The following is an 11,870-nucleotide window of genomic DNA, read 5'->3' on the forward strand; positions in this document are numbered from 1 at the left end:
GCAGGCCAAAGGCCGCTGACATTACTTCTTGAGGACACAGATTATGAGCGATATCCCTGCCGACCTGCGTTTTGCTGAAAGTCACGAATGGGCTCGTCTGGAAGCTGACGGCACGGTGACTGTCGGTATTTCCGACCACGCTCAGGAAGCGCTGGGGGACGTGGTGTTTGTTGAGCTGGCCGAGGTTGGCGCCCAGTTTGGCGCGACTGATCAGGCGGGTGTGGTGGAGTCGGTCAAGGCCGCTTCGGATATCTATGCCCCGGTGGCAGGCGAAGTGATTGCCGTCAACGAAGAGCTGAGTGGTAGCCCTGAGCTGCTGAACTCTGACCCGTATGGCGCATGGATCTTCAAGCTCAAGCCAAGCAACCCGGCTGACCTGGAAAAACTGCTGGACGCCGCCGGCTACAAAGCTGCCATCGGCGAGTAAACCATTTAGGCGCTGACTTGCCTGCGATGCGGGCACCTCGGTGTATCAGTGATACCCAGGTGATGCAGTCGCAGGCAAGCCAGCGCCCACAGTCGATTGTGACTAGCCGGCTTGCAGCACTGCCTTGACGGCTGCCACCGAACGCTCCACATCTGCCTCTGTCATCGCCGTAAACATCGGCAACGACACGATCAAACGTCCCACACGCTCAGCTATCGGAAACATGCCTTCCTTGAATCCCTGCGCCCGATACAGGCTCAGCAGGTGGATCGGCGGGTAGTGATAGCCAATGCCGACGCCATGGGCTTGCATCTGCTCCATAAAGGTGGCGCGGGCGGGCAGGCCGTCCTGACGCTCCGGCAGCACCAGCTGGAACAGGTGCCAGTTACTGTTCTCGAAGTCCGCCGGCGGCAATTGCGCGCCATACTTTTCCTCGAAGTCGCTGCCAAAGCACTTGAAGTAGTGTCGCGCCAGATTCTGGCGATGGGCGGTGATCTTCTCGATATGCGCGAACTGCCCCAAGCCGATGGCGGCGGCGATATCGGTCATGTTGAACTTGCCGCCCAGCACATCCACATCCAGGCCGTCGAAACCCGTGCGGGTGACGCCCTGCAGGCGATATTTTTCCGCCAGGCGCGCTTCTTCAGCGTTATTCAGCACCAGGCAACCGCCCTCGGAGGAGGTGATGTTCTTGTTGGCCTGGAAGCTGAACGACACGAAGTCACCCGTGGCCCCAATGCGCTCGCCATCCCAGCTGGACCCCAGCGCCTGGGCCGCGTCTTCAATGATGCGCAAGTTGTACTTGTTAGCCAGGGCATAGAGCATCGGCATATCCAGCGGCAGACCGGCGAGGTACACCGGGATGATCGCCTTGGTACGCGGGGTAATCGCTGCTTCGACCTGGGCCAGGTCGATATTGCGAGTGACCGGGTCGATGTCGGCGAACACCGGCGTGGCGCCCACTTCCAGGATCACGTTGGCCGTGGCAACCCAGGAGATCGGCGTGGTGATGACTTCATCACCTGGGCCGATGCCCGCGATGCGCAGGGCTATCTCCATGGTGCAGGTGCCCGAGTTGAACGTACGCACCGGGCGACCGCCAAAATATTCCGACAGCTGCGCCTCGAATGCCTGCACTTTTGGCCCGCTGGTGATCCAGCCCGAGCGCAATACATCGCCCACCGCCGAGATGGTGGCTTCATCAATGGTAGGTTTGGAAAATGGCAGAAAAGGCTGTTGGCTCATGACGACGAAGGCATCCGTTTCAGATTGGCGATGAGTAGGCAAGGTATCAGTACCGGCATGGTTGCACGGCTAGACTGAATATAGCCTGTCATCCGTGAATGAATCGTCGTGTCACGGGCAAAAAAATGCCGCTTTATCAGCGGCATTCTTCAGGGAGTGAAAATCACTCGGTGACAGCGTTTTTCGCGAGGATGGCGTTGGCCAGCTCCATGTCCGTGGCCTGCAGGCCAGGGTTATCGGCGCGGACTTTCTGCATCGCAGCTTCCAGGTATGGGCCACGAATGCCGCCGTCGCTGGCAACGAAACTGCCGGCGTCGTCTTGTGCAGCGACCACCAGCTTGTGGTCCTTGAAAGTCAGGTACGTCGAGCCGGTGGTGGCGCCCGACGAGATGACATTGCGCCAGAAGCTGTCGGCCATGGCTGAACCGACAGGGAGGGAAAGCACAGCAAGGGTTGCGACAGCATATTTGAGACGCATGATGGGTGACTCCGGGTGGGTTATCTGTACTTTATGATTGTAGTAAGCCCAGCCGAGTTCCATCACTGACTAAACAGTTTCAACCTCCAATACTGCACCTTCCCGACCAATTACCCGTACGTGAGCGCCTACAGGGCTGTCGGGACCGGTGACCATCCACACGCCATCGCCGACTTTTACCTTGCCGCGACCCTCGACAATTGCCTGATGCACCACAAAGGTGCGCCCGACCAGCTCGGAGCCACGTTCGTTCAGCCCTGGTTGGTCACTGACCTTGGCGCTGCTGCGCTGGCGTTTCCACCAATACACCGCCGTGAGGATCGACAATACGGCGAACAGCAGCAGTTGCCATTCCAGTCCCAAGGGCGGGACCAGGAACTTGATCACGCCGACTGCGGCTGCTGCGATGCCCATCCACAGCAGGTAGCCACCAGCGCCGAATACCTCGAGTATCAACAGCACGGTGCCGAGTGCCAGCCAATCCCAGAATGACAAATTCAGCAGGAAATCCCACATGGCGATGGCCTCAGCCTTTCTTGCTGTCGAACGTTGCCTTGACGATCTCGCCGATACCGCCGACCGCGCCGATTACTTGGCTGGCTTCCAGCGGCATCAGGATGACCTTGCTGTTGTTGGCCGAAGCCAGCTTGCCCAAGGCGTCGATGTATTTTTGCGCGACGAAGTAGTTGACCGCCTGCACGTTGCCCGATGCGATCGCCTCCGACACCACCTGGGTGGCGCGCGCTTCGGCTTCGGCCTGGCGCTCGCGGGCCTCGGACTCAAGGAAGGCCGCCTGACGGCTACCTTCGGCTTCGAGAATCTGCGCCTGCTTCTTGCCTTCGGCGGTCAGGATCGCCGATGCGCGCAGGCCTTCGGCCTCGAGGATTTGTGCACGCTTGATCCGCTCGGCTTTCATCTGGCCGGACATGGCAGCCATCAGGTCGGCGGGCGGGCTGATGTCCTTGATCTCGATACGGGTGATCTTGATACCCCAGGGGGCGGTGGCTTCATCCACGGTTTTCAGCAGTTTTTCGTTGATGCCGTCACGCTGGCTGAGCATCGCATCCAGCTCCATCGAGCCGAGCACAGTACGGATATTGGTTTGCAGCAGGTTGCGGATGGCGTGCTCGAGGTTGTTGACCTCGTAGGCGGCCTGGGCGGTATTGACGACCTGGAAGAAGCACACGGCGTCGATCTGCACGGTGGCGTTGTCGGCGGTGATCACTTCCTGCGGCGGGATATCCAGCACGCTTTCCATCACGTTGATCTTGCGACCGATGCGGTCCATGACCGGGATGATGATGTTCAGGCCGGGCTTGAGGGTGTTGGTGTAGCGGCCAAAGCGCTCGACCGTCCACTGGTAGCCTTGGGGCACTACCTTGAAACCCATGAAGAGGATGGCGACGGCCAACCCCACGAAAAGAAGCAGTACGGTTCCGATCTGCATAGCGATTCCTTATCTAAGAATGTCAGTAAAACGACAGTCGGCCGATTGTAACGGGGTTGTCACCGATAAAGACGCTTTCACCGCGCAACCAGCAAAGGATTTGTTACCGAATCCCCAGGCGTTACCCGTAATACCTCCGCTAGCGAGGTGAGCCCCGCCTTTACCTTGTGCATGCCGGCCATGCGCAAGCTGCACATGCCCTGGGAAATGGCCGCCTGACGCAGGGCGTGCACATCGGCGGCGGGCGTGATCAGGGCCTTGAGGTGTTCAGTCATGACCATCACCTCGTAGACCCCGGCACGGCCGCGGTAGCCGCTGTGCCGGCACTCCACACAACCGCTGGCCTCGTGGGTGTCACCCATGGCGCGCTTGCAGTGAGGGCATAACAGGCGCACCAGGCGCTGCGCCATGACGCCCAGTAGCGTCGCCTTGATCAAATAATGAGCAATTCCCAGTTCCTGCAGGCGGCTGATGGCACCCGGTGCATCGTTGGTATGCAAAGTCGACAGCACGAGGTGTCCGGTCAGCGCAGCCTGGATCGCCATTTCTGCGGTTTCCTGGTCGCGAATCTCGCCGATCATGATGATGTCCGGGTCCTGGCGCAGCAGGGCGCGGATGCCGCTGGCGAAGGTCAGGCCGATGCTGTGCTGCACCTGCATCTGGTTGAACGAAGGCTCAACCATCTCGATGGGGTCTTCCACGGTGCACAGGTTGACCTCGCGGGTCGCCAGTTGCTTGAGCGTGGTGTAAAGGGTGCTGGTCTTGCCTGAGCCGGTCGGTCCGGTCACCAGGATGATGCCATTGGCCTGGCGGGTCATGGCCTGCCAGCGTTGCTGGTCGTCGCTGGAAAGGCCCAATTGGTCAAAATCCCTGAGCAGCACCTGCGGGTCGAAAATCCGCATCACCAGTTTCTCGCCAAACGCGGTGGGCAAGATCGAGAGGCGCAGCTCAACTTCCGCACCTGTCGGGCTCTTGGTCTTGATCCGACCGTCCTGGGGTTTGCGTTTGTCCGCGACGTTCATGCGGCCCAGGCTTTTCAAGCGGCTGACCACCGCCATCGTGACCTGGGGCGGAAACTGATAAACGTCGTGCAACAGCCCGTCGATGCGAAAGCGCACCCGACCCTGGTCGCGGCACGGTTCGACATGGATATCACTGGCCCGTTGGCCGAATGCGTACTGCAACAGCCAGTCGACGATATTGACGATATGCGCGTCATTGGCATCTGCCTCCTGGTCACTGGCACCGAGGTTGAGCAGGTCTGCAGTGCCGGGCGTCGCGACCTTTTGCTCTGCGCCACTGACGGACTTCGCCAACCGATAAAACTCGCCGATGCAGCGTTGGATCTCTTGCGGGTTGGCCACCCTGCGCTGGATCGAGCGCTTGAGCACTTGGGCAAGTCCGGCTTCCCAGCTGGTGATATAGGGCTGGGCGCTGGCGACCGTGACGGTCTGCGCATCCACCGCGACCGCCAGGATGGCGTGGCGTTGGGCGAAGGCGTAGGACATCAGCGGCACAATCGTCGCCACGTCGATCTTCAGCGGGTCGATGCGCAGATACGCTTGCCCGACATGCTCGGCCAGCCACTGGGTCAGGGTTTCCAGGCAGGGGCCTTCGGCAGCGATGCATTCCAGTGGATGCCGGCTATGACTGGCCGGCAGGGTCGACAACCGTTGCGCCACCTCGGGTGTGACCAGCCCATCGTCGACCAATGCCGGCAGCAGTTGATGCAGTTCCAATCGACGATCAAGGGGCATGCGGGTTTCCTGGCTGGCAGCGGATGTAAGCTACACGCTAGCCAGCGCCTGGATATCTTCCTCCCCGCGTGTATTGCAGCCTTTTACCGAGTCGCTGCCACCAGCGCCTGAGCCCCTACGCAGTCGGCTTGGTCCACCTGCAGCGAGCATACGCTGATCAGGTTTCGAATCTTTTCACCGATCACTTGGGCGCGGTGCCAGCTCAGGCCATCCATGACGATTTCGATGTGCAGCAGGTCTGCCTCGCGGTTCACCGACACCTGCGCGGGGGTGAGGAACTGCAGGGCGAAATAGTTGAGTACCCGGCACACCACATCGGGTTCAGCCTCGGCAACGATCAGATAATGCGCCTGGCAATGGGCGCTGCTGACGGCCCATGCATCGACGCGGGTGGCAGGGTGGGTGGTTTCGACGGCGTGCATGCTGACTCTCCAGATTCGACTGGAGAAATTTTTACATTCGTCACCGGAGATTTCTTATCTAAGATGGGCGAAATTGACGATTAATAAACTCAATCAATTCAAGATAAGTATCAGAACAGGTATTTTTATGCACAGTGAATTGGACGCCTACGATCGCCGCATCCTGGCCCTGCTGCAAGAGGATGCCTCGCTTTCCAGCGCGCAGATCGCCGAGCAGGTCGGCCTGTCCCAGTCGCCGTGCTGGCGGCGTATCCAGCGGCTCAAGGAGGAGGGCGTGATCCGTGGCCAGGTCACCCTGCTGGATCGCAAGAAGATCGGCCTCAACACGCAGATTTTCGCCGAGATCAAACTCAACGCCCACGGGCGGTCCAACTTCACGGAGTTCACCGAGGCGATTCGCGGGTTTCCGGAAGTGCTGGAGTGTTATGTGCTGATGGGGGCGGTGGATTTTCTGTTGCGCATCGTGACGGCGGATATTGAGGCGTACGAGCGGTTTTTCTTCGAAAAACTGTCGATGGTGCCGGGGATCCAGGAGGTCAACTCGATCGTCGCGTTATCCGAGATCAAGTCGACCACCAGCCTGCCGGTCCTGCGCTGACCGAGCCGGCCGCATCGCGGCCAGGCCCGGCTCCCGCAAGGGAATGTATGCCAATGCAGGCGCCGGCTTGCTGGCGATAGCGCTTACAGACGCAGCAGGGTCTTCCACGCGCGGTTCTGATACACCGCAATCGCCTGGTGCATGCGCGCATCCAGCGATTCATCGGTGATCGGCTGGTTGGCCAGTTGCACCAGCTTGTTCAGCTCACCGTACAGGCGATCCAGTTCCGGAATGTCCACCACCTGGCGGGCATGATGCAGCCAGGCCTGGATGCGTTCGATACGCGGCAGCTGCTCGGCGAGATCTTCCGGTTGCTGCTGGTAGCGCGGCAGTTGCAGGGCAACAGCATCGTCGGCGAGCAGGCGCGGCAGCCAGTTGGTGATTTGCGCGGCGCCCTGGCGGTTGCCACGCACATTGCGATCCGCCGTCCAGGCACGCGCCAGCAGCCAGCGCGAAGCGTTCAGTGAGAACAGGCCCCAGCGCACGTCGTCCAATTCTTCGATGAACTGCTCCGGCGCGGCCTTGCGAATGTCTTCATCGTCGTCACCGGCCTGCACCAGCGGGCGCCAGTCTTCCAGCAGGGCATCCAGTGCGCTGCGCAGTTCGCTGGTGGATTGACGCGGTGCGGCCTGGCCAAGGCTGCCGATCAGGGCACGCAGTTCGCCGAGGTTGTCGACCCAGTCCTGCAACAGGCGCCAGTGACCATTGAAACGGTATTGCTCGGCCAGGCGCTGGCTGCTGCCCAACAGGTGCCACATGATCGCGGCGAACGCGTCATCCAACGGCATTTCGGCGTGCAGCTGCGGCGCCGGCAGGCTCAGGGAGTAGCTGCTGGCGTCGTACAGGCGGTAGCCGCGCTCGGCCTTGCTGATGTCGCACGGCATCAGTGCGAGGGTGGCGGCCAACTCGGCGGCCAGTTCCAGCAGGGCCGCCGGTTCGCCTTCGCGCAGTTCCAGTTCCAGCTCGCAGATTTCTTCTTTCTGCTTGCCGACCACCACGTGGCCGAGGTCCAGGGCCGCTTCGATTACTACTTTGGCTTTGCCTCGGCCCCAGGCGATTTCGGCGCGCTCACGCACGAAGTCAGTGGTGAAGATTGGCTTGAGGGTCTTTTTATCCAGCTCGGCCAGTTGCTCGGGCCAGCAGTCGCCGTCGAGTTTCTTCACGTCGAGCTTGGCTTTGGGCAATTCCCAGTTGTACTCATTACGTTCCGACAAACCGGCGACGCTCTGGCCACGGGTCTTGAGGGTCTGGATCACGTCGTCACCGTCCTTGCGCAGACGCAGCGCGACCTTGGCCTGGGCCAGGTCGCGTTCGGGGGTGTCGAAGTACTGGTTCATCAACTCACGGCGTTCCCAGCCACTTTTGTTGCGTTTTTTCAGTAGCGGGTGCTCACGCAGCGCGGCGAGTGTTTCGCGGCTGACGCGGAGCTTGATTTCGGTTTCTTTCTGCATGGCCGGAAAATCCAGGATCGGGAGCGCAGCCGGGGAAAAGAGTGGCTGCCAAGGCCGTGCAGTGTACAGGACTGAGCCCGGCAACGCGCCGCAACGGTTTATTGTGTCGTGCAGATGGCTCTATAGTGGGGCTCATCCGGGAAGTTGAGAGGCCGCGCATGCCGTTACCGTCCATGAAAGAGCAGTTCGCCGCGCTGATTGCCGCGCCTTCGGTCAGTTGTACCCAAGCGTCTCTCGACCAGACCAACCGACCGGTCATCGATTTGCTCGCCGGTTGGCTGGGTGACCTGGGTTTCGCCATCGACATCCAGCAGGTCAGCCCCGGCAAATTCAACCTGCTCGCCAGCTTCGGCAGTGGCCCCGGCGGCCTGGTGCTGGCCGGTCATAGCGATACCGTTCCGTATGACGCAGCGTTGTGGAAGACCGATCCGCTCAAGCTGACGGAAGTCGACGGCCGCTGGGTAGGATTGGGCAGCTGCGACATGAAGGGTTTTTTCGCGCTGGCGATTGAGGCCGTGTTGCCGTTGCTCGATCAACCGTTCAAGCAGCCGTTGCTGATCCTGGCCACCTGTGATGAAGAAAGCTCCGTGTCCGGCGCCCGCGCGCTGGCCGAGGCAGGTCGCCCGTTGGGCCGTGCGGCGGTGATCGGCGAGCCTACCGGCCTCAAGCCGATCCGCCTGCACAAGGGCGTGATGATGGAACGCATCGACATCCTCGGCCAGAGCGGCCATTCGTCGGATCCGAGCCTGGGCCACAGTGCCCTGGAAGCCATGCATGACGCCATCGGCGAACTGCGCGGCCTGCGCCTGGCCTGGCAGCGCGAGTACCGCAACCCGCAATTCAGCGTACCGCAGCCGACCATGAACTTCGGCTGTATTCATGGCGGCGACAACCCCAACCGTATCTGCGGCCAGTGCTCCCTGGAATTCGACCTGCGGCCATTGCCCGGCATGGACCCGCAGGTGCTGCGCGCCGCGATCCGGCAGAAGCTCGAACCCTTGGCCGAGCGCCACAAGGTCAAGATCGACTATGCGCCGTTGTTCCCCGAAGTGCCGCCGTTCGAGCAAGCCGAAGACGCCGAGTTGGTGCGAGTTGCGGAACGATTGACCGGTCATCGTGCCGAAGCAGTAGCGTTCGGCACGGAAGCGCCTTATCTTCAGCGCCTTGGTTGTGAAACCCTGGTGCTCGGCCCTGGCGATATCGCCTGCGCCCACCAACCGGGCGAGTACCTCGAAATGTCACGCTTGACGCCTACAGTGCATCTATTGCGTGAATTGATCGAACATTACTGCCTGAAACCTGCATAAATTAACCCTTGCCTGTTCGTACATAGAAGGAGAGCGAGCGTGTCGCCAAGCCTGTTCCGACGATAACCATCAGCCCGCTGTGCGTTTTCACGATTCATCCTTTTTCGGCTGCTTTTTATTACAGGCCCAGGTTTTATGCCCGAATACGTCAATTGGCTTCGTCACGCTTCGCCCTACATCAATGCTCACCGGGACTGCACCTTCGTGGTCATGCTGCCTGGCGACGGTGTGGAACATCCGAACTTCGGCAATATCGTCCACGACCTGGTGCTGCTGCACAGCCTCGGCGTGCGGCTGGTGCTGGTGCACGGTTCGCGCCCACAGATCGAAGCGCGCCTTGAGGCGCGCGGCCTGACTCCGGCTTACCACGAAGGCCTGCGCATCACCGATGCCGCAACCCTGGAGTGTGTGATCGACGCGGTCGGCCACCTGCGCATCGCCATCGAAGCGCGCCTTTCCATGGACATGGCCTCGTCGCCGATGCAGGGCTCGCGCCTGCGGGTGGCCAGCGGCAACCTGGTGACCGCGCGACCTATCGGCGTGCTCGAAGGCGTGGATTACCACCACACCGGCGAAGTGCGCCGCGTCGACCGCAAGGGCATCAATCGCCTGCTGGACGAGCGCTCCATCGTGTTGCTGTCGCCGCTGGGCTATTCGCCGACGGGTGAGATTTTCAACCTGGCCTGCGAGGACGTCGCCACTCGCGCCGCTATCGACCTGGGGGCCGACAAGCTGTTGCTGTTCGGCGCCGACCTCGGCCTGATCGATGAAAATGGCCGCTTGGTCCGCGAGCTGCGTCCGCAGCAAGTGCCGGCGCACCTGCAACGCCTGGGCAGCAACTACCAGGCCGAGCTGTTGGATGCCGCCGCCGAGGCTTGCCGTGGCGGCGTCGGGCGCAGCCATATCGTCAGTTACGCCGAAGACGGTGCGCTGCTCACCGAACTGTTCACCCGGGACGGCGGCGGTACGCTGGTGGCCCAGGAACAATTCGAGCTGGTTCGTGAGGCGGCGATTGAAGACGTCGGTGGCTTGCTGGACCTGATCAGCCCGCTGGAAGAGCAGGGCATCCTGGTGCGTCGTTCGCGCGAAGTGCTGGAGCGTGAGATCGAGCAATTCAGTGTGGTCGAGCGCGAAGGCATGATCATCGCCTGTGCGGCGCTGTATCAGATCGCGGATTCGGACGCAGGTGAGCTGGCATGCTTGGCGGTGAACCCGGAATACCGCCACGGCGGGCGCGGTGATGAGCTGCTCGAACGCATCGAAACTCGTGCGCGGGCCCAGGGTTTGAAGACCTTGTTCGTGCTTACCACGCGCACTGCCCACTGGTTCCGCGAGCGGGGCTTCGTGCCGAGCAGTGTTGATCGTCTGCCGTCGGCACGGGCGTCGCTGTACAACTACCAGCGTAATTCGAAGATCTTCGAAAAGGCGCTGTAACCCCCCATTCTGCAGGAGCCGGCAAGCCGGCTCCTGCAGGGTCAGGGCTTGATGAATTGGTCGGTCACAAAGGCCGAATAGTCCGGCAGCACCGTCTCGACCTTGCCTTGTTCCTTCAAGAACTTCGCCGTCTCTCCAATCGCCTTCGCCGTGCCGCCTTTGAGCAGTGCGTCGGTCTGCTGCGCCTTGGCGTCCGGGAAGGTGGTACCGGCCAACAGCTCTGGAATGTCGGCGGCGTTTGAGCCTGTCAGTTTGGCGATTTTCTGTACCGGCTCGGAGTCCACTGTCCAGGCATCTTTATGGGCGGCGTAGTCGGCGAAAGAGTCCAGTGTGACCTTGGCAAACCTGGCCACTACGTCAGGATGTTTTTGCGCAAAATCCTTGCGTGCTACCCACACCTCAAACGTCGGTGCGCCCCACTGACCCACCTGGGCCGCGTCTGTCAGGGTCTTGCCGGTCTTGCGGATCTCTCCGAGCGCAGGTGACCAGACAAAAGCGCCGTCGATATCACCCCGTTTCCACGCGGCGGCAATTTCGGCAGGTTGCAGGTTCACCACTTTGACTTTCCGGGTGTCCAGCCCCCAATGCTTCAATGCACCGAGCAGGCTGTAATGAGAGGTGGAGACAAAGGGCGTGGCGATGGTCTTGCCGACCAGGTCTTCGGGTTTGTCGATGCCGCTGCCGTTGCGCACCACCAATGCTTCAGAAGTATTGATCTGCGCCGATACGATAAACGCGACGATCGGTAGACTGCGCGATGCAGCTGCGGCGAGGGGGCTGGAACCGAGGTTGCCGATTTGCACATCACCCGAGGCGATCGCAGTGACGACTTCCGGCCCGCTGTTGAATCGGCGCCAGGCAATTTTCTCGCCAATGGCCTTTTCATAGAGGCCATCGGCCTGTGGGACTTTGCTGGGGTCGATACCCGTTTGGTAGCCGACGGTTAAATCGGCGGCTTTGACACCAAAAGAAAGTATTAGTGACACAAAAACTGTAACAAATTGACGGGAGGATGTGCCTTTGGCCATGATGGCGTCGCCTTTTTGATCGTGGGTGACGTATGAAACGGTACGGCCACACTAATCGATCTAAAAAAGCGCTAACAAATACCCTTTGGGAATTAGCTTATGGAGCGGCTCGTCTATGCTGACCCGTTCGCGCCATGGAAAGTCTTATTCCTGAATCGTATGAAAAAGAATGAAACAATTCTTTTTGGGTGTATGAAAAACTCATTACCCTGCAGGGACCAAATTAACTGCGATTAGACGAAGGTAGTAGACACACAAGGTTACGATTGACTTGGT

The 11,870-nt window shown here is 60.6% G+C and carries 12 protein-coding genes; 4 read left to right on the forward strand and 8 right to left on the reverse strand.

The features are described from left to right. Positions 1-43 precede the first annotated feature (43 nt). Entirely contained in the window at positions 44-427 is a 384-nt protein-coding gene (gcvH, locus tag NTD80_RS11900; RefSeq protein WP_065902330.1) for a glycine cleavage system protein GcvH, read from the forward strand. A gap of 102 nt (positions 428-529) precedes the next feature. Here the strand turns inward: gcvH and NTD80_RS11905 are convergent, their stop codons facing one another. From NTD80_RS11905 to NTD80_RS11930, 6 genes are all read right to left on the reverse strand, one after another. Next, a complete protein-coding gene (locus NTD80_RS11905) occupies positions 530-1,672 on the reverse strand; it encodes a DegT/DnrJ/EryC1/StrS family aminotransferase (RefSeq protein ID WP_262133711.1) in 1,143 nt (380 codons plus the stop codon). Between the two features lie 163 nt (positions 1,673-1,835). Further along, entirely contained in the window at positions 1,836-2,150 is a 315-nt protein-coding gene (locus tag NTD80_RS11910; protein WP_003176799.1) for a DUF2388 domain-containing protein, read from the reverse strand. Positions 2,151-2,219: 69 nt separating this feature from the next. Then, positions 2,220-2,666 carry an NfeD family protein gene (locus NTD80_RS11915; RefSeq protein WP_262133713.1) on the reverse strand — a complete coding sequence of 149 codons (447 nt, stop codon included), beginning with the start codon at positions 2,664-2,666 and terminating at the stop codon, positions 2,220-2,222. A 10-nt stretch (positions 2,667-2,676) separates the two neighbouring features. Beyond that, a complete protein-coding gene (locus NTD80_RS11920) occupies positions 2,677-3,597 on the reverse strand; it encodes an SPFH domain-containing protein (RefSeq protein ID WP_065902324.1) in 921 nt (306 codons plus the stop codon). Between the two features lie 77 nt (positions 3,598-3,674). After that, the gene (locus NTD80_RS11925; RefSeq protein WP_262133716.1) at positions 3,675-5,354 is read right to left on the reverse strand and encodes a GspE/PulE family protein; all 1,680 of its coding nucleotides are present in this window, start codon (positions 5,352-5,354) and stop codon (positions 3,675-3,677) included. Positions 5,355-5,437: 83 nt separating this feature from the next. After that, a complete protein-coding gene (locus NTD80_RS11930) occupies positions 5,438-5,776 on the reverse strand; it encodes a hypothetical protein (RefSeq protein ID WP_262133718.1) in 339 nt (112 codons plus the stop codon). 127 nt (positions 5,777-5,903) lie between these two features. Between NTD80_RS11930 and NTD80_RS11935 the strand changes: the two genes are divergently transcribed. Beyond that, positions 5,904-6,374, forward strand: a complete 471-nt coding sequence (locus tag NTD80_RS11935; protein WP_065902318.1) for an Lrp/AsnC family transcriptional regulator — start codon at positions 5,904-5,906, stop codon at positions 6,372-6,374. A gap of 83 nt (positions 6,375-6,457) precedes the next feature. Here the strand turns inward: NTD80_RS11935 and NTD80_RS11940 are convergent, their stop codons facing one another. Next, complete coding sequence (locus tag NTD80_RS11940) at positions 6,458-7,825, reverse strand: inorganic triphosphatase (protein ID WP_065902316.1); 1,368 nt, start codon at positions 7,823-7,825, stop codon at positions 6,458-6,460. Positions 7,826-7,983: 158 nt separating this feature from the next. Between NTD80_RS11940 and argE the strand changes: the two genes are divergently transcribed. Further along, positions 7,984-9,132: an acetylornithine deacetylase gene (gene argE / locus NTD80_RS11945; RefSeq protein WP_262133719.1), complete on the forward strand. Its 1,149-nt coding sequence runs from the start codon at positions 7,984-7,986 to the stop codon at positions 9,130-9,132. A 135-nt stretch (positions 9,133-9,267) separates the two neighbouring features. Beyond that, positions 9,268-10,566, forward strand: a complete 1,299-nt coding sequence (argA, locus tag NTD80_RS11950) for an amino-acid N-acetyltransferase (RefSeq protein WP_065902312.1) — start codon at positions 9,268-9,270, stop codon at positions 10,564-10,566. A 41-nt stretch (positions 10,567-10,607) separates the two neighbouring features. On the opposite strand, the gene tauA is transcribed toward argA, so the two are convergent. Continuing rightward, positions 10,608-11,594 carry a taurine ABC transporter substrate-binding protein gene (tauA, locus tag NTD80_RS11955; protein ID WP_262133721.1) on the reverse strand — a complete coding sequence of 329 codons (987 nt, stop codon included), beginning with the start codon at positions 11,592-11,594 and terminating at the stop codon, positions 10,608-10,610. Positions 11,595-11,870 lie beyond the last annotated feature (276 nt).

The organism is Pseudomonas sp. 13B_2.1_Bac1, from assembly GCF_025466155.1.
Taxonomy (GTDB): domain Bacteria; phylum Pseudomonadota; class Gammaproteobacteria; order Pseudomonadales; family Pseudomonadaceae; genus Aquipseudomonas; species Aquipseudomonas aylmerensis.

What these genes read in the sequence shown, in the direction of transcription:
- NTD80_RS11940 (WP_065902316.1), bottom strand. Translation starts at nt 7,825, where the DNA reads ATGCAGAAAGAAACCGAAATCAAGCTCCGCGTCAGCCGCGAAACACTC.
- NTD80_RS11935 (WP_065902318.1), top strand. Translation starts at nt 5,904, where the DNA reads ATGCACAGTGAATTGGACGCCTACGATCGCCGCATCCTGGCCCTGCTG.
- gcvH (WP_065902330.1), top strand. Translation starts at nt 44, where the DNA reads ATGAGCGATATCCCTGCCGACCTGCGTTTTGCTGAAAGTCACGAATGG.
- NTD80_RS11920 (WP_065902324.1), bottom strand. Translation starts at nt 3,597, where the DNA reads ATGCAGATCGGAACCGTACTGCTTCTTTTCGTGGGGTTGGCCGTCGCC.
- argE (WP_262133719.1), top strand. Translation starts at nt 7,984, where the DNA reads ATGCCGTTACCGTCCATGAAAGAGCAGTTCGCCGCGCTGATTGCCGCG.
- NTD80_RS11915 (WP_262133713.1), bottom strand. Translation starts at nt 2,666, where the DNA reads ATGTGGGATTTCCTGCTGAATTTGTCATTCTGGGATTGGCTGGCACTC.
- argA (WP_065902312.1), top strand. Translation starts at nt 9,268, where the DNA reads ATGCCCGAATACGTCAATTGGCTTCGTCACGCTTCGCCCTACATCAAT.
- tauA (WP_262133721.1), bottom strand. Translation starts at nt 11,594, where the DNA reads ATGGCCAAAGGCACATCCTCCCGTCAATTTGTTACAGTTTTTGTGTCA.
- NTD80_RS11930 (WP_262133718.1), bottom strand. Translation starts at nt 5,776, where the DNA reads ATGCACGCCGTCGAAACCACCCACCCTGCCACCCGCGTCGATGCATGG.
- NTD80_RS11910 (WP_003176799.1), bottom strand. Translation starts at nt 2,150, where the DNA reads ATGCGTCTCAAATATGCTGTCGCAACCCTTGCTGTGCTTTCCCTCCCT.
- NTD80_RS11905 (WP_262133711.1), bottom strand. Translation starts at nt 1,672, where the DNA reads ATGAGCCAACAGCCTTTTCTGCCATTTTCCAAACCTACCATTGATGAA.
- NTD80_RS11925 (WP_262133716.1), bottom strand. Translation starts at nt 5,354, where the DNA reads ATGCCCCTTGATCGTCGATTGGAACTGCATCAACTGCTGCCGGCATTG.